The following is a 24,684-nucleotide window of genomic DNA, read 5'->3' on the forward strand; positions in this document are numbered from 1 at the left end:
GTCCTCCTGGACCAGGCCCTCGCCGGCTTCCCCAGCACCGGCGACCTCGGCCTGTGGACGCGGCTGAGGATCGCCGCCGCCAGCCTCCACGCGCAGAAGACGCCGCCCGAGCCGGAGGCGGCCGAGCGGTATCTGGAGCAGGCGGAGAGCGGCCTCGCCTTCCTCGGCCTCCCGGCCCTGAGCCACGACGTCACCTCCCTCCGGGCGGAACTCGCCTTCGAGGACGGCCGGTTCGCCGAGGCGCGGGCCCTCCTGGAGCGTGCCCGCGGCGATCTGGGCGGGGAGACCGGCGACGCCGGCCCTCGGCCGACCTACCGGGGCCGGGTCCGGCTCGACGTCCTGGACGGCCGGCTGCTGGTCGTCGAGGGCCACGAGCGGGCCGGTCTCGACCGGCTGCGCGCCCTCGCCGCGGAGGCCCAGGCCTCCGCCAACCTCGACCTCGCCGCCGACATCTGGCGCCTCCTCGCCGAGACCCTGGACGGCCCGCCCGGCGCGTAGGCCGCCCCTGACGGGCCCGGGTCTCGGTCGGGGTGGCGGGTGCGGGCGAGGCCCGCGCCCGCCAGGGCGAGGACGCCGAGGCAGCCCAGGACCAGGCCGGTCCAGCCGTACCGGGCGTGGAGCGCGGCGCCGCCGAGGGAGCCCAGCGCGCCGCCGCAGAAGCTCGCCAGCATGAAGAGGGTGTTCAGTCGCGCCCGGATCTCCCCGGACAGCCGGAAGATCCGCACCTGGTTGGCGATCTGGGAGCAGGCGCCGCCGTACACCAGGAGGTTGGTCCCGAGGACCAGGACCGGCAGGGAGTCGCCGTGGAGGCCCATGCCGGCGAACGCCACCGCGCAGCAGCCGAGCGCGAGGAGGTTGACGTACCGGGGGCCGCGCCGGTCGGCGATCCGGCCCGCCGGGTAGGACAGCAGCGCGGCCGGCAGGCTCAGGAGTCCGAAGAGCCCGGCGCCCGCCGTGCCGAGGGAGAACGGCGGGCCCGCGAGGTGGAAGGCGAGCGTCGCCCAGAAGGCGCTGAAGGCGCCGAAGACGGTGGCGCCGAGGAAGGCGGAGAGCCGCAGCCCGGGGTGGGTGCGCACCAGGCCCGGCAGCGAGCCGATCAGCCGCCGGTAGGGCAGCCTCGCGCCGCCTCCCGGGGCGCGCTCGGGCAGCGCCCGGGGGACGAGGAGGGCGAGCGCGCCGGTGAGCGCGGCGGCCACCAGATAGGCGGTGCGCCAGTCGCCGCTGAGGGCGGCGACCGTGCCGGAGAGCGTGCGCGAGAGCGTCGAGCCGAGCGTGATCCCGATCCCGATCAGCCCCACGGCCCGGCCGCCGTGCGCGGGCCCCGCCAGGGAGGCGGCGGTCGGCATCAGCACCTGGGGCAGCACGGTGGTCGTGGAGAGCGCGACGGTGGCCACGGTGAGCGTGGCCAGGCCGGGGGCGGCGGCCGCGACGAGCAGTCCGGCGCAGGTCAGCACGAGCAGCGTGGCCGTGAGCCGGCGCAGCCGCGCGGTGTCGGCGAGCGGGACGACGAGGGCGATCCCGAGCGCGTATCCGGCCTGCGCCGCGGTGGCGACGAGGCCGGCGGCGGTGTCGGAGACCCCGAGCCCGGCCGCGATGGCGTCGAGCAGCGGCTGCGGGAAGTAGATGTTGGCCACCGTCAGCCCGCCCGCGGTGGCGAAGAGCAGCGCGGTGCGCCTCCGCAGTCCGGGCGGCGCGGGGGAGGCGGTCGGGGCGGCGGCGGTCATGGAGGGGATGTTGCCAGCAAGGCAACAGGCTTGGCAATAAATTGCCAAGCCTGTTGGGGGGTGTCCCGGGTCCGGGTGCCGGCTCAGAAGAGCAGGTTGTACCTGTTCCAGCCGCCGCCGACCGTGACGCGGGCCGCGAACGGACGGGTCGCGGTGCCGGAGCCCTGGTAGTACCAGAGGGTGCCGGCGGAGTCGCGGGCCACCAGGTCGGCCTTGCCGTCCGCGTTCAGGTCGCCGGGCGAGACCAGGGAGGTGTACCCCTGCCAGCCGCCGCCGACCTGGATCCGGCCGGCGAAGGTGCCGTTGCCCTTGCCGGCGTAGAGCCACAGGACGCCGGACTTGTCACGGGCGATCAGGTCGGCCTTGCCGTCCCGGGTGAGGTCGGTGCCGCCGGTGAGGGCGTTGTAGATCTGCCAGCCGCCGCCGACGCGGACCTTGGGCGCGAAGGGCGCGGTCCGGACGCCGGTGCCCTTGTAGAGCCACAGGACGCCCGCGGTGTCCCGGGCCAGCAGGTCGGCCTTGCCGTCGCCGGTCAGGTCGCCCGCGCCGGTCAGGGTGTTGTAGACCTGCCAGCCGCCGCCGACCTTGCGGCGGTCGTCGAAGAGGCCGCCGTCGCCGGAGGCCCGGTACGACCAGAGCACGCCGGCCCGGTCCCGGCCCACCGCGCCGGCGCCGGTGCTCTGCACGGTCAGCGGACCGAGGCGGGTGACGGCCGTGTAGCCGGCCCACTCGTTCGACGGGGCGCCGGAGAGGTCGCTGTACGCGAAGATCCGCGGGCTGCGGCCGGAGCCGTCGTAGTAGTACAGGTCGCCGGCCGGGGTGCGGCCGATCAGCTTGTAGCGCGGGGTCACCGGGATCGTGCTGGAGACGGCGAAGTCGGCCGCCGTCTCCGGGTTGCCGGTGCCGAAGTCGTACACCTCGTAGACGGCGGAGGCGCGCAGCTTCCAGGCGGGAGAGGCCGTGGCGGCCTTCAGGCCGTAGGTGATCGTGTAGTCGCCGGGTGCGGTGACCTCGCAGTGGACCTCGCCGCCCCAGCCGATCTCGCCGAGCGTGTGGTCGCACGAGGCACCCGCGGCGCCGGCCGCGTCCACGCCCGTGACCTCGACCTTCAGCTCGTTCTCGTCCCAGCGCCGCTCGCCGGGCGCCTCGGTGAGGCTGATGTCGAGCTTGCCCGCGTCGACCGCGTGCAGCTTCATGGTGTGCTGCGCCGTGCCGCCGGCCGGGAGGTTCGGCACGGTCAGATTCATGGTGTTGCGCGCCACGTGGGCGAGGGTCTTCACGGTGACCGTGGAGTGCGCCCGGCGGTCGCCGACCGGCAGGGTGGCGGCGGTCTGCGCCTCCTTGACGCCGGCGTCGACGCTGGCCCCGCGCGGCACGTAGACCAGCGAGTAGTACGCCGTGGTGTTGTCCGCCGCGGAGGCGGTCGCGCTGACCTCGGGCGCGGGGAAGGAGTAGGTGTCCTCCGACACGTCGCAGAGGTAGACGCCCGCCTTGCCCGCCTTCGGCGTGCAGCTCTCCGTCGGGTCGACGGTGAGGCCGGACGGGGCGCCGCCGGCGGTCCAGGCCGCGTCCGTCAGCGGCTTCTTGCTGACGGCGTAGACGAAGGTGCCGTCCGGCTGGCCGGACTCCATGCCGCCGCTTCCGGGCGGCGAGAGCTCCGCCCAGCCCTCGGCGGGCTGGAGGACCTTCGCGTCCACCGGCTCGAAGTAGTACGTCGGGTCGCCGGCCGCGAGGGCCGTGCCCGCCGCGCCGATGATGCCGCCGGTGGCGAGCAGTGTCGCCGCCACTCCGGCGCTGAGAAACGTGCGCGTACGCAAGTTGAGAGGCCCCCCTCGGGCGTTGGTCGCTGGACACGACTGTAGACGCCTGGTTGAACGCGTTCAAGTGCGTTCCGGGGGGACCGGGGCGGGGGTCAGGCCAGCGGCTTCACGAAGCAGAGGCTGTTGTCGTGGTGGCGGTAGTGGCCGAACTTGGCGGGGCTGGGCGCGTAGCCGCTGGAGGTGTAGAGGGCGATGGCCTCGGGCTGTTCGGTGCCGGTCTCCAGGACCATGCGGGTGCGGCCGGCGGCGCGGGCGTCGTCCTCCAGGGCGGCCAGGATGCGGCGGGCCAGGCCCAGGCCGCGGGCCTCGGGTATGACGTACATGCGCTTCAGCTCGGCGTCGCCGTCCGCGTACCCCTCCCCGTTCTCCTCCTGGCCGCGCCAGGCGCCGCTGGCGACCGGACGGCCCTCGGGGTCGTACGCGAGGAGGTAGAGGCCCCGCGGCGGGGTGAACATCGAGGCGTCGAGCGGGGTGGCGTCGCCCTCGTCGTCGCCGTAGCGGACGACGTACTCGGCGAGCACCTCGGCCTGCAGTTTCACGGAATCGGGGTGGTCGTAGGGGGTGGGCTCGATGCGCATGGCGTCGATCGTACGTGTATGCGAGCGGCGGGTGTCGGTATTCTCCCGGGATGTTCACTGTCACCAGCGCGAACGTCAACGGTCTCCGTGCCGCCGCCAAGAAGGGCTTCGTCGAGTGGCTGGCGGAGACCTCCGCCGACGCCGTCCTGCTCCAGGAGGTGCGCGCCGAGGAGGCGCAGCTGCCCGAGGAGGTCCGGACCCCCGAGGGCTGGTTCACCGCCCACGCCCCCGCCGCCGCCAAGGGCCGCGCCGGCGTCTCGCTCTACCTGCGGCGCGAGCCCGACGCCGTCCGCGTCGGCTTCGGGTCGGCCGAGTTCGACGGCTCCGGCCGCTACATCGAGGCGGACCTGCCCGGTGTCACCGTCGCCAGCCTCTACCTGCCCTCCGGCGAGGCCGAGACCGAGAAGCAGGACGAGAAGTACCGCTTCATGGGCGAGTTCCTGCCCTACCTGAAGGAGCTGCGGGTCCGCGCCGCCGCCGACGGCCGCGAGGTCGTGGTCTGCGGCGACTGGAACATCGCCCACCGCGAGGCCGACCTCAAGAACTGGAAGGCCAACCGCAAGAGCGCCGGCTTCCTCCCCGAGGAGCGCGCGTGGCTCTCCCGGGTCCTGGAGGAGACCGACGGCGGGTACGTGGACGTGGTGCGGGCCCTCCACCCCGAGCAGGAGGGGCCGTACTCCTGGTGGTCCTACCGCGGCCGGGCCTTCGACAACGACACGGGCTGGCGGATCGACTACCACATGGCCACGCCGGGCCTGGCGGCGAAGGCCGTGAAGGCGTACGTGGAGCGGGCCGCCACCCACGCGGAGCGGTGGAGCGACCACGCGCCCGTCACCGCCGTGTACGAGCTGTAGGCGGGTACGGCCCGGAGGCGGCGGTCCCGCCGTCACGCCCCCGGGTCGTGCAGGCGGCGGTCGAGGGCCAGGGAGAGCTCGGCCTCCACGACGGCCTTGGCCAGGGGGCGCAGGCGCTGGATGTCGGCGTCCTTCACATGGGGGCCGAGGGCCTCGGTGAAGAGCTCCGCGAGGGCCTCGGCGTGCGCCCGGACGCGGGCGCCGGCCTTCAGGACCTCGGCGAGGGGGACGCCCTCGCGGACCAGGGCGGCCGAGACGTCGAGCAGCCGGCGGCTGATGTGGACGATCTCCTCGCCGTCGGTCGCCAGATAGCCGAGGTCCAGGGCGGCCGCGAGGTTCTCCGGGGTGACCTCGCCGTCGAAGTGGTCGGCGAGCTCCTCGGGGGTGAGGCGGACCGGCTCCTCCTCGGTGGGGGAGCCCAGTTCGAGGACCTCGCCGACGTCCCGGCCCGATTCGAAGGCCGTGGTGAGGTCGGCGATGCCGGTGAGGGTGTGGCCGCGTTCGAGCAGGGCGGCGATGGTGCGCAGGCGGGCCAGGTGGCGGTCGTCGTACCAGGCGATGCGGCCCTCGCGGCGGGGCGGCGGGATCAGGCCGCGCTCGCGGTAGAAGCGGAGCGTGCGGACGGTGATGCCGGCCGCCTCGGCCAGCTCCGTCATCCGGTACTCGTGGGGTGGGTTGCCTGATCGTTCTGCCACACCGGCCAGCCTATGTTGTACCGCCGGTAACTTTCCCTCGCCGGACCCCTACCGCTCGGTATGGAGCTGCTCTACAGTCCGACTGTGCCAGTGATTGCTGGCGGAATCTTGGCCGGGCGCACGGGAGGCGGCATGGCGAAGCACGAGCACGTTCGGGTGGCGGTGATCGGATCGGGGTTCGGTGGACTCGGGGCCGCCGTCCGGCTGCGCCGCGAGGGGATCACCGACTTCGTCGTCCTGGAGCGGGCCGACTCCGTGGGCGGCACCTGGCGCGACAACAGCTACCCCGGGTGCGCCTGCGACGTGCCCTCGCACCTCTACTCGTTCTCCTTCGCGCCCAACCCCGACTGGCCCCGGACCTTCTCCGGACAGCGCCACATCCGGGCCTACCTGGAGCACGTCACCGACACCTTCGGGCTCCGGCCGCACCTGCGCCTCAACCACGAGGTCATGAAGATGACCTGGAACGAGGACGAGCTGCGCTGGGACATCGAGACCGGGCGAGGCAGCTTCTCCGCCGACGTCGTCGTCTCCGCCACCGGCCCGCTCTCCGACCCGAAGATCCCGGACATCCCGGGGCTCGACGGCTTCACCGGCAAGGTCTTCCACTCGGCCCGCTGGGACCACGACTACGACCTCCGGGGCAAGCGGGTCGCCATGGTCGGCACCGGCGCCTCCGCCATCCAGATCGTGCCCTCGATCCAGCCCGAGGTCGCCCGGCTCACCCTCTTCCAGCGCACGCCCCCGTGGGTCATGCCCCGCATGGACCGCGCCATCAGCGGCCCCGAGCGCTGGCTGCACCGCAAGCTGCCCGCCACCGCCACCCTGCGCCGCGGCCTCCTGTGGGGCATCCGCGAGCTCCAGGTCGGCGCCTTCACCAAGCACCCCGGCGAGCTCGGCCTGGTGGAGAAGCTCGCCAAGGCGAACATCGCCCGGGCGGTCAAGGACCCCGTGCTGCGGGCCAAGCTCACGCCCTCGTACCGCATCGGCTGCAAGCGGATCCTGCTCTCCAACGCCTACTACCCGGCCCTCGCCCAGCCCAACGTCGACGTCGTCGCCGGCGGCCTGAAGGAGGTCCGCGGCAATGTCGTCGTCGGCTCCGACGGCGCCGAGACCGAGGTCGACGCGATCATCTTCGGCACCGGCTTCCACGTCACCGACATGCCGATCGCCCCGCGCGTCGTCGGCGCCGACGGCCGCTCGCTCGCCGAGGCCTGGAAGGGCGGCATGGAGGCGCTGCGCGGCGCCACCGCCGCCGGCTTCCCCAACTGGATGACGATCATCGGGCCCAACACCGGCCTCGGGAACTCCTCCATGATCCTCATGATCGAGTCCCAGCTGAACTACATGGCCGACTACCTCCGCCAGCTGGACGTGCTCGGCGGCCGGGCCGCCCTCGCCGTCCGCCCCTCCGCCGTCAACGCCTGGAACCGCAAGGTCCAGAACCGCATGGAGCGGACCGTCTGGAAGGCCGGCGGCTGCGACAGCTGGTACCTCGACGCCAACGGCCGCAACACCACCCTCTGGCCGGGCACCACCGGCGAGTTCCGCCGCGAGACCCGGGGGGTCGACCTCTCCGAGTACGAGGTCCTCCGCGCCCCGAAGCCGCTGAAGGCCGTGGAGCCGGCCGAGGACGCCGAGCCGGTCAAGGCCGCCCGCGCCGCCCGCAAGAAGGAGGCCGCCTCGTGAACGTCCGCACCCTGACCGTCCGTTCCGCCGACGGCGCCGAACTGCACACCGAGGTGTACGGCCCCGAGGGCGCGCCCGCCGTCGTCCTCGCCCACGGCTGGACCTGCTCCACCGCCTTCTGGGCCGAGCAGATCCGGGACCTCGCCGTCGACCACCGGGTCGTCGCCTACGACCAGCGCGGCCACGGCCGCTCGCCCGTCCCCGCCGACGGCGGCTACTCGACCACCGCGCTCGCCGACGACCTGGAGGCGGTGCTCGCCGCCACCCTCGGGCCCGGCGAGCGGGCCGTGATCGCCGGCCACTCCATGGGCGGCATGACGATCATGGCCGCGGCCGCCCGTCCCGGCTTCGTCCAGCACGCCGCCGCCGTCCTGCTCTGCTCCACCGGCCCGTCCCGGCTCACCGCCGAGGCCACCGTCGTGCCCCTCGGGCCCGGCGGGCTGCGGACCCGGCTCACCGGCGCCGTCCTCGGCTCGAAGGCGCCGCTCGGCCCCGTCAACGGGATCTCGAAGAAGGTCCTCAAGTACGCCACCATGGGCCCCGGTTCGGCACCCGGGCGGGTCGACGCCTGCGCCCGGATCGTGCACGCCTGCCCCCGCCCGTCCCGCTACGGCTGGTCGCAGGTGCTCGCCCACCTCGACCTGGAGGCGGGCGTGCGCGACCTGCGGGTCCCGGCCGCCGTCCTCGTCGGCACCGCCGACCGGCTCACCCCGCCCGTCCACTCCCGGGCCATGGCCGAGGCGCTGCCGCACTGCACCGGGCTCACCGAACTGGCCGGCATGGGCCACATGACACCGGTCGAGGCCCCGGAGGCCGTCACCGCGCAGATCCGCGAACTGACGCTCACCTATCTCGGAGCGCGTCCGACCAGCAAGGAGGCAGGGGTATGAGCAGGGTCAGCCTGGAAGGACAGGTCGCGGTCGTCACCGGCGGCGCCCGCGGCGTGGGCGAACTGCTCGCCCGCAAGCTCTCCGCGCGCGGCGCGAAGATCGCCCTCGTCGGCCTGGAGCCCGAACTCCTCAAGGAGGTCGCCGGGCGGCTGCACACCGAGGCCGACTGGTGGGAGGCGGACGTCACCGACCACGAGGCGATGGCCCGGGTCGCCGCCGAGGTCAAGGAGCGCTTCGGGAAGGTCGACATCGTCGTCGCCAACGCCGGCGTCGCCGCCGGCGGCCCGTTCGTCGACTCCGACCCGGTCGCCTGGCGGCGGGTCATCGAGGTCAACCTCATCGGCGGGGCGGTCACCGGCCGCGCCTTCCTGCCGGTCCTCATGGAGTCCCGGGGGTACTTCCTCCAGATCGCCTCGCTCGCCGCGATCACCCCGGCCCCGATGATGACCGCCTACTGCGCCTCCAAGTCCGGCGTCGAGGCCTTCGCGCACAGCCTGCGCGCCGAGGTCGCCTACAAGGGCGTGAAGGTCGGCGTCGGCTACCTCTCCTGGACCGACACCGACATGGTGCGCGGCGCCGACCAGGACGACGTGATGAAGGAGCTGCGGCAGCGGCTGCCGTGGCCGTCGAACCGCACGTACCCGCTCGGCCCGGCCGTCGACCGGATCGTCGAGGGCGTCGAGCGCCGCTCGGCCCATGTGTACGCCCAGTGGTGGCTGCGCGGGATGCAGTCGATCCGCGGCTATCTGCCGGGCCTCATCGCCACCGTCGGCAAGCGCGAGGTGGCCCGCTTCGAGCCCCGCCTCGCCACGGTCTCCAAGGGCCTGGTGGGCGCGGGCGGCGCGGCCGACGAGCAGGCCCGCACCGAGAAGGCGTGAGGCCGCGGCCCACGGACCGTGACTGATCGAAATGCGTGTGATGTTCGCCCGTGCAAGGCTGGTCGAGGCCCTGGGGCACGCCGCCCCGCACCCCTCACACCCTTACTAGGAGTGAACCTTCATGGGCATCAAGGACCAGTTCCAGGACAAGGCGCAGGAGCTCCAGGAGCGCGCCAAGCAGGCCATGGGCAACGCCAAGGACGAGGCCTCCGAGCGCGCCCGTCAGGAGCGCGAGGGCTCGCAGGAGGCCAAGGAGCGCGGGCAGCAGGAGCTGCGCGAGCGCACCGGCCGCGACGAGGCCTGACGCCTGTCCTGTGACGGAAGGCGCACCCGGGACGCCGGGTGCGCCTTCCGTGTGTGTGCGCACGGCCGTCCGGGCGTGGCTTGAACTGCTCAACTCGCGCGCGCCCGCGCGTGGATCTTCGTACCCTCCCCTCATGTCCGTCGTACTCGAACGTCTCCGTCTCGACCACGCGCCCGCCCTGCTCGCCTTCGAGCGGGAGAACCGCGCCTACTTCGCCGCCACCGTGCCCGACCGGGGGGACGCGTACTTCGCCGACTTCGCCGCCCGCCACCAGGCCCTCCTCGACGAGCAGGAGGAGGGGACCATCCGCTTCCACGTCCTGGTGGCGGAGGACGGGCGGATCGTCGGCCGGGTCAACCTCGTCGACGTCGCCGACGGCGCGGCCGAACTCGGCTACCGGGTCGCGGAGTCGGCCGCCGGCCGGGGCCTGGCCACCCGGGGCGTGCGGGAGGTGTGCCGGCTCGCCGTGGACGAGTACGGGCTGCGCCGGCTGTACGCGAAGGCGTCGCCGGAGCACGCCGCGTCCCGGGCGGTGCTCGCCCGGGTCGGCTTCGGGGCGGTCGGCAGGGAGCGGTTGAAGACCGGGGAGTCCGCGATCGCCTACGAGCTGGATCTCGGCGGCAGCTTCGGACGGGAGCGGTCCGGCACGGACTCGTAGCCGGGCGGGCTCGCGGCGGGCTCCGCTTCGAGCAGGGCGAGGGCCCGGTGGACGGCGTCGTCGAGCTGGGCGTGCCGGCCCTCGGCCCAGTCGAGCGGGGTGCGCAGGACGGCCAGGTCGGGTTCGACGCCGTGGTTCTCCACGGACCAGCCCCAGTCGGTGAACCAGGCGGCGTTCATGGGGACGGTGATCCGGGTGCCGTCGCCGAGCTTGTGGCGGCCGGTCATGCCGACGACCCCGCCCCAGGTGCGCTGGCCGACGACGGGGCCGAGGCCGAGGAGCTTGAAGGCGGCGGTGATCATGTCGCCGTCGGAGGAGGTGGCCTCGTCGGCGAGGGCGACGACGGGGCCGCGCGGGGCGTTGGAGGCGTAGCTGACGGGCTGGGCGTTGCGGGTGAGGTCCCAGCCGATGATCTTCCGGGTGAGGGTCTCGACGACGAGTTCGCTGATGTGGCCGCCCGCGTTGCCCCGGACGTCGACGATGAGGGCGGGCCGGGAGACCTCCATCCGCAGGTCGCGGTTGAACTGGGCCCAGCCGGAGCCGCCCATGTCGGGGATGTGGAGGTAGCCGCAGCGGCCGCCGCTCAGCTCGCGGACGACGGCCCGGCGTTTGGCCACCCAGTCCTGGTAGCGCAGCGGGCGTTCGTCGATCAGCGGGACGACGGCGACGCGGCGGGAGCGGCCCTCGCCGCCGGCGGGGGTGAAGGTGAGCTCGACGGTGGTGCCGCCGGTGCCGGCGAGCAGCGGGTAGGGGCCGGCGACGGGGTCGACGGGCCGGCCGTCGACGTGGGTGAGGGCGGCGCCCTCGCGGATGCCGGTGCCGGCGAGCGGGGAGCGGGCCTTGGAGTCGGAGGACTCGCCGGGCAGGATCCGCTTGACCACCCAACCGTCGTCGCGGGGGACGAGGTTGGCGCCGAGGAGGCCCTGGGGGCGCTGGTAGTGCGGCGGTCCCTCGTTGCGCCGGGCCGGGGTGACGTAGGCGTGCGAGGTGCCGAGCTCGCCCATGACCTCGCGGAGCAGGTCGGCGAACTCGTCGGGGGAGGCGACCCGTTCGAGCAGGGGGCGGTACTGGTCGAGGATCGCCGGCCAGTCGACGCCGCCCATGCCGGGCTCCCAGAAGTAGGCGCGGACGATCCGCCCGGCCTCGTCGTAGGCCTGGCGCCACTCGGCGCCGGGGTCGACCTCGTGGAGGATGCGGCGCAGGTCGAGGTAGACGGTGGAGTCGCCGTCGCCGGCCTCGGTGGCGGGGACGGCCCGCAGCTCGCCCTCGTCGAAGACGACGAGCCGGGTGCCGTCGCCGCTGACGGCGAACCAGTCGAGGTCACGGGCGAGTTCGGTGCGGCGGGCCTTGGTGACGGAGAAGTGCTCCAGGGTGGGGCGGCCGGAGGTGTCGGCGGGGTTGGCGAAGGTCTCGCCGAGGGCGCCGGAGATGGGCCAGCGCAGCCAGACGAGGCCGCCGCCGGTGACGGGGGCGAGGGCCGAGTACTTGGAGGCGGCGACGGGGAAGGGGGTGACCCGGTCGGGCAGGCCCTCGATCTCGACGGTGACCGTGCCGTCGCCGCTGTCGGCGCCGTCGTCGGCCGGGTCGAGCCCGCCGGCCGCCGGGCGTCCGTCGGGCAGCAGCGCGAAGGGGGAGGGGGTCGCGGAGGAGAGCGGCACCAGGTAGGGGCGGCAGCCGAGGGGGAAGGAGAGGTCGCCGGTGTGGACGTCGTACACCGGGTCGAAGCCGCGCCAGGAGAGGAAGGCGAGGTAGCGGCCGTCGCTGGTGAAGACCGGGTTCTCGTCCTCGAAGCGGCCGTTGGTGACGTCGATGACCGTGCGCGGGCCGGGTCCCGAGATGCGGACCAGCTTGATGGAGCGCAGGGAGCGGCCGATGCCGGGGTGGGACCAGGTGAGCCAGGCGCCGTCGGGGGAGAAGGCGAGGTCGCGGACGGGGCCGTTGACGGAGCGGATGAGCTCGGTGACCTCGCCGTTGGAGTCCTCGGTGGCGTCGATGAGGAGGAGGCGGCCGTCGTTCGAGGCGATGGCGAGGCGCTCGCCGTCGGGGTCGGCGACGAGCTCCTCGACGCGGCCGAGCTCCCCGGCGGCGAGGCGGCGCGGCGGCCGGTCGCCGCTGGCCCGGGGGAGGTAGGCGATCTCGACGGCGTCCTCGCCCTCGGCGTCGGTGACGTAGGCGATCTGGCCGCCGCTGCCGAGCATCTCGGGGAGCCGGACGCGGACGCCGGGGGTGTCGGTGATGGTCCGGGCGGGCCCGTCCCGGTGCGTGAGCCAGTACAGGCTCCCGCGCACCCCGACGGCGCTGGCCCGGCCGGTCTCGTCGACGGAGAGCGCGTCGACGTGCTGGGCGGCCGGCACCTGGTAGGGGCGGCGGCCGGCCCGCTGTCCGCCGAGCCGCACCTCCAGGCGGCGCGGTGCGGCGCCGGCGCTCAGGTCGTCGGCGATCCACAGCTCGCCGGCGCACTGGTAGACGACCCGGTGCCCGTCGGAGGAGGCGTGCCGGGCGTAGAAGTCGGCGTGGTCGGTGTGGCGGCGCAGGTCCGTGCCGTCGGGGCGGCAGGAGTACAGGTTGCCGACGCCCTCGTGGTCGGAGAGGAAGGCGATGCGGTACCCCTCCTCGCCGGGCGGAGCGGCGACGAACATCGGGTCGGCGAGATGGCCGCCGAGGTCCGGCAGGAGCCGCTCGCCGTGGAGCCAGAGCCGGCCGGTGGCGCCGCCCCGGTACCGCTTCCAGGCGGCGGGCTCGTGCGGCGGGGTGCCGGTGAGCAGGAGGGTGCGGCGCTCGCCGTCGGCGTCCCGGACGGCGATGTCGGAGACCGGCCCCCAGGGCAACTTGCTGCCGGGCGAGCCGTCGGTGGCGACGGTGTAGGCCCAGGAGAAGTACGAGAAGGGCTGCCCCTTCGAGGAGACGGCGAGGATGTCGGAGCGGCCGTCCTTGTCCGGGGGCGACCAGCCGCAGACCCGGGTGTCGGCGGAGCCCCAGTGGGTGAGCTGGCGGGCGTGGCCGCCGTCGACCGGCACGAGGTGGATCTCGGGGTCGAGGCTGCGCCAGTTCGTATAGGCGATGTGGCGGCCGTCGGGGGAGAAGCGGGGGTGCCCGGCCCGGGTGCGGTCGACCGTGAGCCGCCACGCGCGGCCGGGGCGATGGCCCTCGGGCACGAGCGGGGCGATCCAGAGATCGTCCTCGGCCGTGAAGCACAGCAGGTCGTCGTGGAGGTGCGGGAAACGGAGGTAGGCCACGTCGTCACTCACCCGTTCATGCTTTCCGCGCGGACGGGGTGCGGCAACCTGTGGACGCGAACCTGTGGATAACCGGGTGGGGGACGGGGCGTGTGGCCCAGGACACGTACGAAACGGTTTCGTTTCGCTGAGGGGCGGGGTACCTTCGTACCGTACGAAGAGTACGAAACCGTTTCGTTCGGCCGGAGGTACGGCATGGCCCGCAGCAGACTCACCCCCGAGCGGGAGTCCGAGCTGTACGCGGCCGTCCTCGACCTCCTCCGCGAAGTCGGCTACGACGCCCTCACCATGGACGCCGTCGCCACCCGCACCCACTCCAGCAAGGCCACCCTCTACCGCCAGTGGGGGAGCAAGCCGGAGCTGGTCGCCCGGGCCCTGCGCCACAGCAAGCCGGTCAACATCACCGAGATCGACACCGGCTCGCTGCGCGGCGACTTCCAGGCCCTCATGGCCCTCACCGACGACTGTCAGATGGAGAAGGACACCGCGCTGATGCGGGGTCTGGCCCATGCCGTCCACGACAACCCGGACCTGCACCGGGCCCTGCGCGAGCTGCTCATCGAACCCGAGCTGAACAGCTTCGACGAGGTCCTCGCCCGCGCGGTCCGGCGCGGCGAGATCGACCCGGACAATCCGGCGCTCAATCTCGTCCCGCACATGCTGATCGGGGCGTTCGTCGCCCGCCCGCTGGTCGACGACCAGCCGGTCGACCACGCCTTCCTCAGCGCCTACGTCGACGCCGTCGTGCTCCCCTCACTCGGCGTCTGACCCGCACCACCCGTTAGTCCCCTGCTCCACCTGACTGCGCACCGCTCACGCCGTCGGGCCGGCTCCCCATGCCCTGTCCCACCCCACAATGGGAGTACGCACCCGTGGCCACCTTCCTGTACAAGCTGGGCCGCACCGCCTTCCGGCGCCGACGGCTCGTCGCCCTGCTCTGGGTGGCGCTGCTCGCGCTCGCCGGAGTCGGCGCCGCCACCGCGCCCGCCGCGACCTCCAGCTCCTTCTCCATCCCCGGCACCGAGGCCCAGCGCGCCTTCGACCTGCTCGAAGAGCGCTTCCCCGGCGCCGGCGCCGACGGCGCCACCGCCCGGGTCGTCTTCAAGGCCCCCGACGGCGGGAAGATGACCGACGCGGCCCCCAAGGCCGTCGTCGAGGAGACCGTCGCCGCGCTGAAGTCCGGCTCGGACCAGATCGTCTCCGTCACCGACCCGTACACGGCGCAGGCCGTCTCCCGGGACGGCTCCACCGCCTACGTCTCCGTCGCCTACAAGGTGAACGCGATGGAGCTGACCGACGAGACCCGTGAGGCCCTCAAGCAGGCCGGCCACGGGGCCCAGGGCAAGGGCCTGACCGTCGAGCTCGGCGGCGACGCCCTCCAGACCATGCCCGAGACCGGCGCCGGCGAGATCGTCGGCGTGGTCATCGCCGGCATCGTCCTCGTCCTCACCTTCGGCTCGCTCGTCGCGGCCGGACTGCCGCTGCTCACCGCGATCATCGGCGTCGGCATCGGCGTCTCCTCGATCACCGCGCTCGCCAGCGTCCTGGACCTCGGCTCCACGACCTCCACGCTCGCGATGATGATCGGCCTCGCCGTCGGCATCGACTACGCCCTCTTCATCGTCTCCCGCTACCGCTCCGAGCTGGCCGACGGGCGCAGCAAGGAGGAGGCCGCGGGCCGGGCCACCGGCACCGCCGGCTCGGCCGTCGTCTTCGCCGGACTCACCGTCGTCATCGCCCTCGTCGGCCTCGCCGTCGTCAACATCCCGATGCTGACGAAGATGGGCTTCGCCGCCGCCGGCACGGTCGTCATCGCCGTGCTGATCGCCCTCACCCTGATCCCGGCGCTGCTCGGCTTCGCCGGCGACAAGGTGCTCGGCCGCAAGCAGCGCAAGGGCACCGTCGACCCGGAGAAGGCCGCGAAGCCGAACGCCGGCACCCGCTGGGCCCGCTTCGTCATCCGCCGCCCGCTCTTCGTGCTCCTCGCCGGTGTCATCGGCCTCGGCGCCATCGCGATCCCGGCCGCCTCCCTGGAGATGGGCCTCCCCGACGACGGCGTGAAGCCGGTCTCCGCGACCGAGCGCCGCGCCTACGACCTGCTCTCCGACGGCTTCGGCCCCGGCTTCAACGGCCCGCTGCTCGTCGTCGTCGACGGCGACAAGGCCACGGCCGACAAGACGGTCGACACCATCAAGGGCCTCGACGGCATCGCCGCCGTCACCCCGGCCACCCCCAACAAGGCCGGCGACGCCGCCATGATCACGGTGATCCCGAAGGACCGCCCGTCCTCCGGCGCCACCGAGACCCTCGTCCACGACATCCGCGACGCCACCGGCGACGACGTGCTCGTCACCGGCGCCACCGCGATGAACATCGACTTCTCGCAGAAGATGAACGACGCCCTGGTGCCCTACCTGGCCCTCGTCGTCGGCCTCGCCTTCCTCCTGCTGACCGTGGTCTTCCGCTCGATCCTGGTCCCGCTCAAGGCCGCCCTGGGCTTCCTGCTCTCGGTGGTCGCCGCCCTCGGCGCCGTCGTCGCGGTCTTCCAGTGGGGCTGGCTGGGCAGCCTGTTCGGCGTCGAGCAGACCGGCCCGATCATGTCGATGATGCCGATCTTCATGGTGGGCGTGGTCTTCGGCCTCGCGATGGACTACGAGGTCTTCCTCGTCACCCGGATGCGCGAGGCGTACGTCCACGGCGAGCGGCCCGGCGAGGCGATCGTGACCGGCTTCCGGCACAGCGCCCGGGTGGTCACCGCCGCCGCGGTGATCATGATCGCGGTCTTCTCCGGCTTCATCGGGATGACCGACCAGATGATCAAGATGATCGGCTTCGGCCTCGCCGTCGCCGTCCTCTTCGACGCCTTCGTCGTCCGCATGGCGATCGTCCCGGCCGTCCTCGCGCTCCTCGGCCACAAGGCCTGGTGGCTGCCGAAGTGGCTGGACCGGGCGCTGCCCAACGTGGACGTGGAGGGCGAGAGCCTGGCCGTCCACGACGCGGCCGGGGACGAGTCCCCGAAGCCGGACCTCGTGAAGGCCTAGGCGCCCCGAGAACCCCGGGGCCGCCCCTGAGCGGGGGGTGCGCCCCGGACCGCGCCGGGACCTGTGGGGACGGGGAGCCGACGCGGCCGTACGCCGTCAGCGTGTCGTGAGAGACGACGCGCCGGCGGCGTACGTGTGCTCCAGGAACCGGTTCAGGGCGGCGTTGTCGAACTGGACGACGGCGACCTCGTCGGGGCCGTGGAACTCGACGACCGTCTGCACCCGCCCGCACGGCCACACCGCGATGTCGCCCCGGTGCGCCGGCTCCCGCAGCCCGTCCTCCAGGAGGGCGCGCGGGAAGGACCACTCGACCCCGCCGGGAAGCACGAAGCGGACGGTGGCGGGGGTGAAGCCGGGGTCGTAGCGGAGGGCGACCGGGACGGCCCGGGAGACCGGGGCGTCGTCGCTGATCAGCCGGGCTCGGGCGTGGTCCTCGACGGCGCGCATGGGAGGGCTCCTCAGATCGTGGTCGAGTGCTCTTTGCTGCTTAATGTCGGATTCTTCCCCCGTCATCGCGTGGTCACTCCTGACGTGTCCGGGCTCACACGTCCCATCTTGTGATCCGGACGCTCTTGCAAGCTCTTTGCAGCTGCGCTCATCATTCGGTTCGTGCATGTACCCGACGGATTCATCAACGCCCCCGTATCGGCGGTCGCCGGCGTCGCCGCCGCGGCGGCCGTCGCCGTGAGCCTGCGCGGAGCGCGCAAGGAACTCGACGAGAAGGTCGCCCCGCTGGCGGGCCTCGTCGCGGCCTTCGTCTTCGCCGTCCAGATGCTCAACTTCCCCGTCGCGGCCGGAACGAGCGGCCACCTCCTCGGCGGGGCGCTCGCCGCGATCCTCGTCGGGCCGTGGACCGGCGTCCTGTGCATCGCCGTCGTCCTGCTCATGCAGGGCGTCCTCTTCGCCGACGGCGGCCTCACCGCGCTCGGCGTCAACATCACCGTCATGGGCGTGGTGACCGTCGTCACCGCCCACTTCCTCTTCCGCGGGCTGCGGCTCGTGCTGCCCCGCACCCGGGGCGGCGTGACCACCGCGACCTTCGTCGCCGCGCTCGTCTCCGTACCGGCCTCGGCCGCCGCCTTCACCCTGATCTACGCGATCGGCGGCACCACCGACGTGCCGATCGGCAAGGTCCTCACCGCGATGCTCGGCGTCCACGTCCTCATCGGCATCGGCGAGGCCGTCATCACCGCCCTCACCGTCGGCGCCGTCCTCGCCGTCCGCCCCGACCTCGTCCACGGCGCCCACGGCCTCACCGCCCCGCTGAAGCTCCGGGTCGACGGCGAGCTGGTCGACGCGGCCCCGGCCCCCGCCCCGGTCGAGGCCCCCGCCGAGGCCCCCGCCGCGAAGAGCCCGAGGAAGGTCTGGATCGGCGGCGTCGTCACCGCCCTCGTCCTCGCCGGCGTCGTCTCCTTCTACGCCTCCGCCAGCCCTGACGGCCTGGAGAAGGTCGCCGCCGACCAGGGCATCGACGCCAAGGCCGAGGAGTACGAGCACGCCACCGCCGACTCCCCGCTCGCCGACTACGGCGTCAAGGGCGTCGAATCCGCCCGGCTCTCCGGCGGCCTCGCCGGCGTCATCGGCGTCGGCCTCACCCTCGCCGTCGGCACCGGCGCCTTCTGGGCCGTCCGCCGCCGCCGCGCCGCCGCCGACACCGGCGCCCGGGTCTGACCCGTGGGAGCGGGCCACGCGCACCAGCTGTACCGGCGGGGGGACTCGCCGGTGCACGGCCTGCCCCCGCACACCAAGCTCGTCGCCGTCCTCGGCTTCGTCCTGGTCGTCGTCACGACGCCCCGCGAGGCCGTCTGGGCCTTCGGCTGCTACGCGGTCCTGCTCGGCGCGGTCGCCGCGCTCGCCCGCGTACCGGCCGGCTTCCTGCTCCGGCGGCTCGCCATCGAGATCCCCTTCGTCGCCTTCGCCGTGCTCATGCCCTTCGTGGTCCCCGGCGAGCAGACGACCGTCCTCGGCGTCTCCGTGAGCGTCCCCGGACTCTGGGGCGCCTGGAACATCCTCGCCAAGGGCACCCTCGGCGTCGCCGCCTCCGTGCTCCTCGCCGCCACCACCGAGCTGCGGGCCCTCGTCCTCGGCCTCCAGCGGCTCGGACTGCCGTCGCTGCTCGTCCAGATCGCCTCGTTCATGATCCGGTACGGGGACCTCATAACCGACGAGATGCGCCGCATGTCCATCGCCCGCCGCTCCCGCGGCTTCGAGGCGTCCGGCGTGCGCCACTGGGGCGTCCTCGCGAAGTCCGCGGGCGCCCTCTTCATCCGCTCGTACGAGCGCGGCGAGCGCGTCCACCTCGCCATGGTCAGCCGCGGCTACACCGGCACCATGCCGGTCCTCGACGCGACCGTGACGACCCGGGCCCAGTGGGCACGGGCCCTGGCGCTGCCGCTGGCCGCCCTCCCGATCTGCCTCCTCGCTCTCCTCGGACGGACCCCATGACCGCTCCCTCGCTGGAAGTCTCCGGCCTCGCCTACGCCTACCCCGACGGCCACCAGGCCCTCTTCGGCGTGAACCTGAGCATCGGGCGGGGCGAGCGGGTCGCCCTCCTCGGCCCCAACGGCGCCGGCAAGACCACCCTCGTCCTCCACCTCAACGGCATCCTCGCGGCCGGCGCGGGCAGCGTGACCGTCGCCGGGCTGCCCGTCGGCAAGAAGCACATGGCGGAGATCCGGCGGAAGGTCGGCATCGTCTTCCAGGACCCCGACGACCAGCTCTTCATGCCGACCGTCCGCGAGGACGTGGCCTTCGGCCCCGCCGCGGCCGGGCTGCGCGGCGCCGAGCTCGACGCGGTGGTGGAGCGGGCCCTGACCCGGGTCGGCATGGCGGAGTACGCGGACCGGCCCCCGCACCACCTCTCCTTCGGCCAGCGCCGCCGGGTCGCCGTCGCCACCGTCCTCGCCACCGAGCCGGAGATCCTCGTCCTCGACGAGCCGTCCTCCAACCTGGACCCGGCCTCCCGCCGCGAGCTCGCCGACGTGCTGCGCTCCCTGGACGTCACCGTGCTCATGGTCACCCACGACCTGCCGTACGCCCTGGAGCTCTGCCCGCGCTCGCTGATCCTCAGCGAGGGCGTGATCGCGGCGGACGGCCCGACCCGGGAGATCCTCGCCGACGAGGAGCTCATGGCCCGTCACCGGCTCGAACTCCCCTTCGGTTTCGTTCCGGGGTCCGTGGCCTGAGACCATGGGACCCGTTCGTACGAAAGGATGAGTGGGTCAGGTGGACGTCCAGGGCACGGTGGCACCGGGCTGGGAACCGGTCAGGGACGCGTTCCTGCGCAACTTCGAGCAGCGCGGCGAGAAGGGCGCGGCGGTCGCCGTCCACCACGACGGCGCCAAGGTCGTCGACCTGTGGGCCGGCACGAAGGACGCCGACGGCACGGAACCCTGGGCCGAGGACACCGCCCAGGTCGTCCGCTCCGCGACGAAGGGCGTCGCCGCCGCCGTCCCGCTCCTCCTCCACCAGCGCGGCCGGATCGACCTGGACGCCCCGGTGGCCACGTACTGGCCCGCGTTCAAGGCGGCCGGCAAGGACCGCGTGACGGTACGTCAACTCCTCGCCCACCAGGCCGGAGTCCCCGTCCTCGACCGGCCCCTCACCCTCGCCGAGGCCACCGACCCGGAGGCGTCCACCGCCGCGATCGCCGCCCAGGCCCCCGCCTGGGAACCCGGCACCGACCACGGCTACCACGCCCACACCTTCAGCTGGCTGCTCTCCGGCCTCGTCCACCGCGTCACCGGCCGCACCATAGGCCGCTGGGTCGCCGAGGAGCTCGCGGCCCCGCTCGCCCTGGACCTCTGGATAGGCCTCCCGGCCGCCGAGGAGCACCGCGTCGGCCGCCTGGCCCCGGTCGAGGCCCCCGAGGAGGCCGGCGCCCTCCGCCTGCGCCCCAAGCGCACGGTCACCGAGGCGTGGGAGAACCCGGGCTCCCTCACCCGCCGCGCCTTCGAGGTCATCACCCCCAAGCCCGACGAGAACGACCCCGCCTACCGGGCCGCGGAACTCCCCGGCTCGGCGGGCGTCGCCACCGCCCGCGCCCTCTCCCGCTTCTACGCCGCCACCCTCGGCCCCCTCGCCGACGGCACCCCCCGCCTCTTCGCCCCCGCCACCCTCGCCCTCGCCCGCACCGAGGAGTCGGCGGGCACGGACCGGGTCCTGCTGGTCGGCACCCGCTTCGGCCTCGGCCACATGCTCCACGGCCCCGCCTCCCCCCTCCTCGGCCCCACCTCCTTCGGCCACCCCGGCCGAGGCGGCTCCCTCGCCTTCGCCGACCCCGAATCCGGCACCGCCTTCGCCTACGTCACCAACGGCATGCGCAGGACGGTCACCTCGGACCCCCGCGCCCAGGCCCTGGTGAGGTCGGTCCGGGCGGCCCTTCCGGCGTAGCGGGGCCGGCCCGGGCCGACGACGGCGACCGTCGAACCCGGTGCGAGGGGTAGCCGCCCGGCCGGGCCCGGTGCTGTGATCGGCGCATGGAACTCATACGGCGGTTCGCGGGACGGACGGCACTGGTCACCGGCGCGGGCAGCGGGATCGGGGCGGCGACGGCCCGCCGTCTCGCCGCCGAGGGGGCGCGCGTGCTCGTCACGGACATCGACGAGGCGGCGGCGCGGAAGGTGGCGGACGGCCTGGAGGGCGCGACCGCGCACCGGCTCGACATCACCGACCGGGCGTCGATCGACCGGCTGATCGGCGGGCTCCCCGCCCTCCACGTCCTCGTCAACAACGCCTTCGTCCCCTTCGTCGAGGACCCCGACGACAACTGGCGCCGCCAGCTGGACGGCACCCTCCTGGGCACCGTCCACTGCTCCGGGGCCGCCCTCCCGCACCTGGCGGACAGCGCGGGCGCGATCGTCGTCATCGGCTCGGTCAACGCGGAAGCGTCCTTCGGCGACCACGCCTACAGCGCCGCGAAGGCCGCCCTCGGCTCCTTCACCCGCACCCTGGCCGCCGAAGCCGCCCCGAAGGGCGTCCGCGTCAACCAGATCAACCCCGGCACCATCGCCACCCCGTCCTGGTCGGGCCGGGAGGAGGACCTCGCCGCGCTCGCCGCCCGCGCCTACCCCCTCGGCCGCGTCGGCACCCCCGACGACGTCGCCGCCGCCGTCGCCTTCCTCGCCTCCCCCGACGCCGCCTGGATCACCGGCACCACCCTCCGCGTCGACGGCGGACTGATGGCCGTGAACACCCACTTCCGCGAGATCCTGGACGCCGGCTGACGCGTCGGAGATTCTTGACGCGTCGGATCCCTGGACGAGTCCGCCCGACCCCGGTCAGCCGGTGGTCAGCATCAGGCCGATGCCCGCCACCATCAGGCCCGCCGCGGCGACCCTCGGGCCGCCGAAGCGCTCCTTGAAGAAGAGGGCGCCGATGGCGGCGCCCACGATGATCGAGGACTCGCGGAGGGCGGCGACAGGGGCCAGCGGGGCCCGGGTCTGTGCCCACAGGACGAGGGCGTACGCGGCGACCGAGAGGGCCGCCCCGAGGAGCCCGCGCGCCGCGTGCGGGCGGAGCTCGGTGAGCAGGGCCCGGCGGCGCACCGCCAGCGCGTACACCGGGATCGCCAGGCCCTCCAGGGCCATCAGCCAGGCGATGTAGCCGAGGGTGGTGCCGGAGGCGCGGACGCCGACGCCGTCGACGACCGTGTACAGGGCGATCGAGAGGCCCGTGGCGAGCGCGGCGAGCAGCGCCGGCCAGTGCGCGCCCTTGCCGCGGATGCCCCACAGCGCCAGGCCCGTCAGGCCCGCGCACGCCACGCCCACGCCGAGGAGCTGCCACCGGTCGGGGACCTCGCCGACGAAGACGGCCGCGAGGAGCGTGACCACCAGCGGCGCCGTGCCGCGCGCGATCGGGTACATCTGGCCGAAGTCGCCCAGGGTGAAGGACTTCATCAGCAGCGCGTAGTACGCGATGTGCAGGGCCGCCGAGGCGAGCAGGTACGGCCACGCCCCGGCCGCCGGGAGCGGCGTGAAGGGGACCAGCGCCAGGCCGATCAGCGCCCCGCCGCCGGAGATGAGCGTGAAGGAGAGCAGCTGGTCGCGGATGTGGTGGGCCAGCGCGTTCCACGAGGCGTGCGTGACCGCCGCGACCAGCACCGCACACGCGACCAGCGGCGTCACGCCGTACGCTCGCGCACGTCCGCGACGGTCGCGCCCGCGTGGGCGATCAGTTCCTTCGGGGGCAGGGCGAAGACCGAGTGCGGGGTGCCGGCCGCCGCCCACACCAGGGCGTGGTCGAGCAGCCCCTCGTCGGCGAGGACGCGGGTCCGGGTGCGGTGCCCGAAGGGCGGAACGCCCCCGATCGCGTACCCGGTCGTCTCCCGCACCACGCGCGCGTCCGCCCGCGTGACCTCCCCGGCGCCGAGCGCCTCCCGCACCCGCTCGACATCCACCCGCGAGGCCCCGTCCATGAGGACGAGCACCGGCACGCCGTCGGCGGCGAAGATCAGCGACTTCACGATCTCGGAGACCGCGCAGCCGATGGCGTCGGCGGCCTGCTGCGCGGTCCGCGTCTCGTCCGGGAACCGCCGGACCTCGACGTCGAGGCCCAACTCGGCGAGCGCGGCGGCGAACTGGGGATGGGCGGGGGAAGTGGCATCGGTCGTCATGCCCCGCACGGTAGCGGTGGGTGTACGAGACACGCGACCGCCTTTACGTTCCCGGAACCGCCCGTCAGCCCGCCTTCAGGACCTGCGCCACCACCGGCCCGGCCGCGTCGCCGCCGTGCCCTCCGGCCTCGACGACGGCCGCGGCGGCGAGGTCACCGGAGTAGCCGGTGAACCAGCTGTTGGAAGCGGACTGCGTACCGACCTCCGCCGAACCGGTCTTCGCGCCCTTGGGCGACGGCACCCCCCGCATCGCCTTCAGGGCCGTGCCCTGCCCGGCGGTGGCCGCCGCGTTCATCATCTTCCGCAGCCCGGTGGCGACCTCGTCCGGCAGCCGCTCGGCGGTGGCGAACTCCCGCCCGTCCACATCCCTCGGGACCAGGTACGGCTGGCGGAAGCCGCCGTCCTTCACGGTCGCGGAGACCGACGCCATGTTGAGCGCGTTCATGGTGATGGCGCCCTGCCCGATGTACGAGGCGGGGGTCTCGGTGCCGCTGGACTCGGGCACCTCCCCGTCCTCGGTCAGCACGCCGACCGACCACACCTCGCCGATCCCGAACCACTTGCGGGCGGTGTCGCCGAGCGCGGTGTTGTGGACGCCCTTGGCCTTCAGCGGGTTGATCGCCTTGATGAAGGCGGTGTTGCAGGACATCGCGAAGGCGTTCGTCAGGTCGCCCTTGGTGGAGAAGCGCTTCAGGTTCTGGAAGGTGTACCCGTCCCACTGCACGGTGGGCGGACACTCCACCGCCGAGTCCGGCCCGGCGACGTCGTACCGCATCATCATCGCCGCCGTCACGATCTTCATCGTGGAACCGGGCGCCTGCTTCCCCTGGAACGCCGTGTTGAAGCCCGACGCCGGGTTGTTGGCGACCGCCCGTATCGCGCCCGTCGACGGCTCGACCGCCGCCACGGCCGCCTTCGGGAACTCCTTGACCGCCTTCTCCGCCGCCGCCTGCACCTCCGCGTCGATCGTCGTGCGCAGCTCGCCCGGCTTGCCCTTCGACAGCACGAGGAGCGTGGCGCTCGGCGTGCCGTTCGCGCTCTCGATCCAGGTCTCGACGCCCGCCTCGCCGCCGGTCTTGCCGCCGTACCGCTGCCGCAGCGCGTCCAGGACGGGCGCGAGCGACGGGTACTTCTCCGGCGGCAGGGCGACGCCCTTGTGGTCGACGGCCTCGACCGCCGGGGCCTTCGCGGTGCCGGTCCGCAGCGTGGCGCCGGCGGTCAGCTTCGGGTGCAGCACGGCGGGCGTCCACTTCACCAGCGGCCGGCCGGTGGACTCGCCGCGGACGACGCCGAGCTTGGACTCGTACGTCCACGGCTTCGACACCCCGTCGTACGTGACGGTCGCCTTCACCGTGAACGGCACGCTCGCCCCGGTCGGCGTCCCGGCCGTGATGACCGCCTCCGAGACGCCCGCCCCCTCCCGGTACGCGGCGATCGCCGGGCCCGCCGTCACCGGGTCGTTCGTCAGCCGGCCCGCCTGCTCGGCCTCGCCGGCCGCCCACGCGGCGAGGAAGTCCCGCGCGGTGGCGGTCACCTCCTCCGCCGTCACCGGCCCGGTCTTCGGCGCCGACCGCGTCCCGACGTCCGGCGAGCCGCCGGTGATCCCGTTCCAGAGGTTGTACCCCCCGTACGCGACCCCGCTCGCGACGACGACGAACACGCTCCCGACGATCCCGACCTTCGCTCCACTGCGCATGACTGGGT

General features: G+C 73.8%; 22 protein-coding genes. 13 read left to right on the forward strand and 9 right to left on the reverse strand.

What is annotated here, in order from left to right; all coding sequences use genetic code 11:
- Positions 1–311: 311 nt before the first annotated feature.
- From ABZ621_RS23300 to ABZ621_RS23310, 3 genes are all read right to left on the reverse strand, one after another.
- On the reverse strand, positions 312–1,724 hold the full coding sequence (locus ABZ621_RS23300; RefSeq protein ID WP_360607516.1) for an MFS transporter: 1,413 nt from the start codon (positions 1,722–1,724) through the stop codon (positions 312–314).
- 83 nt (positions 1,725–1,807) lie between these two features.
- A complete protein-coding gene (locus tag ABZ621_RS23305) occupies positions 1,808–3,541 on the reverse strand; it encodes a VCBS repeat-containing protein (RefSeq protein WP_360607518.1) in 1,734 nt (577 codons plus the stop codon).
- A gap of 95 nt (positions 3,542–3,636) precedes the next feature.
- Positions 3,637–4,122 (reverse strand): GNAT family N-acetyltransferase, encoded by a 486-nt coding sequence (locus tag ABZ621_RS23310; protein ID WP_360607520.1) that lies wholly within the window; start codon positions 4,120–4,122, stop codon positions 3,637–3,639.
- 50 nt (positions 4,123–4,172) lie between these two features.
- Between ABZ621_RS23310 and ABZ621_RS23315 the strand changes: the two genes are divergently transcribed.
- Positions 4,173–4,976 carry an exodeoxyribonuclease III gene (locus ABZ621_RS23315; protein WP_360607522.1) on the forward strand — a complete coding sequence of 268 codons (804 nt, stop codon included), beginning with the start codon at positions 4,173–4,175 and terminating at the stop codon, positions 4,974–4,976.
- 32 nt (positions 4,977–5,008) lie between these two features.
- Here ABZ621_RS23315 and ABZ621_RS23320 read toward each other — a convergent pair whose 3' ends face one another.
- Positions 5,009–5,632, reverse strand: coding sequence for a MerR family transcriptional regulator (locus ABZ621_RS23320; protein ID WP_360607823.1), 624 nt, complete (start codon positions 5,630–5,632; stop codon positions 5,009–5,011).
- Positions 5,633–5,803: 171 nt separating this feature from the next.
- On the opposite strand from ABZ621_RS23320, the gene ABZ621_RS23325 reads away from it, so the two are divergent.
- From ABZ621_RS23325 to ABZ621_RS23345, 5 genes are all read left to right on the forward strand, one after another.
- Positions 5,804–7,360 carry an NAD(P)/FAD-dependent oxidoreductase gene (locus ABZ621_RS23325; RefSeq protein ID WP_360607524.1) on the forward strand — a complete coding sequence of 519 codons (1,557 nt, stop codon included), beginning with the start codon at positions 5,804–5,806 and terminating at the stop codon, positions 7,358–7,360.
- Positions 7,357–8,250, forward strand: a complete 894-nt coding sequence (locus ABZ621_RS23330) for an alpha/beta hydrolase (protein ID WP_360607526.1) — start codon at positions 7,357–7,359, stop codon at positions 8,248–8,250. The genes ABZ621_RS23325 and ABZ621_RS23330 overlap by 4 nt, the downstream gene beginning before the upstream one ends.
- Entirely contained in the window at positions 8,247–9,128 is an 882-nt protein-coding gene (locus ABZ621_RS23335) for an SDR family oxidoreductase (RefSeq protein WP_360607528.1), read from the forward strand. The genes ABZ621_RS23330 and ABZ621_RS23335 overlap by 4 nt, the downstream gene beginning before the upstream one ends.
- 121 nt (positions 9,129–9,249) lie before the next feature.
- On the forward strand, positions 9,250–9,432 hold the full coding sequence (locus tag ABZ621_RS23340; RefSeq protein WP_360607530.1) for a hypothetical protein: 183 nt from the start codon (positions 9,250–9,252) through the stop codon (positions 9,430–9,432).
- A gap of 133 nt (positions 9,433–9,565) precedes the next feature.
- Positions 9,566–10,090, forward strand: a complete 525-nt coding sequence (locus ABZ621_RS23345) for a GNAT family N-acetyltransferase (protein WP_360607532.1) — start codon at positions 9,566–9,568, stop codon at positions 10,088–10,090.
- Here ABZ621_RS23345 and ABZ621_RS23350 read toward each other — a convergent pair.
- Positions 10,033–13,338 carry a S41 family peptidase gene (locus ABZ621_RS23350; protein ID WP_360607534.1) on the reverse strand — a complete coding sequence of 1,102 codons (3,306 nt, stop codon included), beginning with the start codon at positions 13,336–13,338 and terminating at the stop codon, positions 10,033–10,035. The genes ABZ621_RS23345 and ABZ621_RS23350 overlap by 58 nt on opposite strands.
- A gap of 183 nt (positions 13,339–13,521) precedes the next feature.
- Here ABZ621_RS23350 and ABZ621_RS23355 point away from each other — a divergent pair, with 183 nt between their 5' ends.
- Positions 13,522–14,094 carry a TetR/AcrR family transcriptional regulator gene (locus ABZ621_RS23355; RefSeq protein ID WP_360607536.1) on the forward strand — a complete coding sequence of 191 codons (573 nt, stop codon included), beginning with the start codon at positions 13,522–13,524 and terminating at the stop codon, positions 14,092–14,094.
- A 104-nt stretch (positions 14,095–14,198) separates the two neighbouring features.
- On the forward strand, positions 14,199–16,367 hold the full coding sequence (locus ABZ621_RS23360; RefSeq protein ID WP_360607538.1) for an MMPL family transporter: 2,169 nt from the start codon (positions 14,199–14,201) through the stop codon (positions 16,365–16,367).
- Between the two features lie 96 nt (positions 16,368–16,463).
- On the opposite strand, the gene ABZ621_RS23365 is transcribed toward ABZ621_RS23360, so the two are convergent.
- Positions 16,464–16,814 (reverse strand): SsgA family sporulation/cell division regulator, encoded by a 351-nt coding sequence (locus ABZ621_RS23365; protein ID WP_360607540.1) that lies wholly within the window; start codon positions 16,812–16,814, stop codon positions 16,464–16,466.
- A gap of 162 nt (positions 16,815–16,976) precedes the next feature.
- On the opposite strand from ABZ621_RS23365, the gene ABZ621_RS23370 reads away from it, so the two are divergent.
- From ABZ621_RS23370 to ABZ621_RS23390, 5 genes are all read left to right on the forward strand, one after another.
- Positions 16,977–18,038 carry an energy-coupling factor ABC transporter permease gene (locus ABZ621_RS23370; protein ID WP_360607542.1) on the forward strand — a complete coding sequence of 354 codons (1,062 nt, stop codon included), beginning with the start codon at positions 16,977–16,979 and terminating at the stop codon, positions 18,036–18,038.
- A 3-nt stretch (positions 18,039–18,041) separates the two neighbouring features.
- Entirely contained in the window at positions 18,042–18,812 is a 771-nt protein-coding gene (gene cbiQ, locus ABZ621_RS23375; protein WP_360607544.1) for a cobalt ECF transporter T component CbiQ, read from the forward strand.
- The gene (locus ABZ621_RS23380) at positions 18,809–19,552 is read left to right on the forward strand and encodes an ABC transporter ATP-binding protein (RefSeq protein ID WP_360607546.1); all 744 of its coding nucleotides are present in this window, start codon (positions 18,809–18,811) and stop codon (positions 19,550–19,552) included. Before cbiQ ends, ABZ621_RS23380 begins: the two co-directional genes overlap by 4 nt.
- A 40-nt stretch (positions 19,553–19,592) precedes the next feature.
- A complete protein-coding gene (locus ABZ621_RS23385; RefSeq protein WP_360607825.1) occupies positions 19,593–20,759 on the forward strand; it encodes a serine hydrolase domain-containing protein in 1,167 nt (388 codons plus the stop codon).
- Positions 20,760–20,845: 86 nt separating this feature from the next.
- The gene (locus ABZ621_RS23390; RefSeq protein WP_360607548.1) at positions 20,846–21,592 is read left to right on the forward strand and encodes an SDR family NAD(P)-dependent oxidoreductase; all 747 of its coding nucleotides are present in this window, start codon (positions 20,846–20,848) and stop codon (positions 21,590–21,592) included.
- A 54-nt stretch (positions 21,593–21,646) separates the two neighbouring features.
- Here the strand turns inward: ABZ621_RS23390 and ABZ621_RS23395 are convergent, their stop codons facing one another.
- The 3 genes from ABZ621_RS23395 to ABZ621_RS23405 form a co-directional block, all read right to left on the reverse strand.
- Positions 21,647–22,492 carry a DMT family transporter gene (locus ABZ621_RS23395; protein WP_360607550.1) on the reverse strand — a complete coding sequence of 282 codons (846 nt, stop codon included), beginning with the start codon at positions 22,490–22,492 and terminating at the stop codon, positions 21,647–21,649.
- Complete coding sequence (locus ABZ621_RS23400) at positions 22,489–22,980, reverse strand: YbaK/EbsC family protein (RefSeq protein WP_360607552.1); 492 nt, start codon at positions 22,978–22,980, stop codon at positions 22,489–22,491. The genes ABZ621_RS23395 and ABZ621_RS23400 overlap by 4 nt, the downstream gene beginning before the upstream one ends.
- Positions 22,981–23,044: 64 nt before the next feature.
- Positions 23,045–24,676, reverse strand: a complete 1,632-nt coding sequence (locus tag ABZ621_RS23405; protein ID WP_360607554.1) for a penicillin-binding transpeptidase domain-containing protein — start codon at positions 24,674–24,676, stop codon at positions 23,045–23,047.
- Positions 24,677–24,684: the final 8 nt, after the last annotated feature.

The organism is Streptomyces sp. NPDC007863 (assembly GCF_040633895.1).
GTDB lineage: Bacteria > Actinomycetota > Actinomycetes > Streptomycetales > Streptomycetaceae > Streptomyces.